General features: G+C 30.9%; 1 protein-coding gene. It reads left to right on the top strand.

The window, feature by feature from the left end:
• Nucleotides 1-129 precede the first annotated feature (129 nt).
• On the top strand, nt 130-330 hold a 201-nt coding region (locus KVT37_RS32010), incomplete at its 3' end, for a hypothetical protein (RefSeq protein WP_217578997.1).

The following is a 330-nucleotide window of genomic DNA, read 5'->3' as shown; positions in this document are numbered from 1 at the left end:
AAAGGTAATGGTCGAAATAAAATGTATGTCTATAGAACAAGCAAAGAAGTTTCTATAAAGCAGTAAAAATAACGACATTTTCATGAAAAAGGTCTTGTTAGTCTTAAAGATGCAAAGGACGAGATATCTTTGGCTTTTGGATTAAATCTATCTGATATGACTATAGATTCAGAGGGGAAAAAAGAAGGGAAACCTAGTATTAGAAGCATGACTTCATATTTATTTCAGCATCAGAATTTGATAGCTAATAAATTTGCATTATTTTATCGGTTTGATGAATATAAAAAACGTGAGAGTGTTATAAAGCAATTTCCTGTATTTGCAGGGTGG

This window comes from Mesorhizobium sp. GbtcB19, assembly GCF_019091085.1.
Lineage (GTDB): Bacteria > Pseudomonadota > Alphaproteobacteria > Rhizobiales > Rhizobiaceae > Mesorhizobium.
Note: the sequence above shows the minus strand (reverse complement) of the source record. Positions and strands in the feature narration are given on the sequence as shown.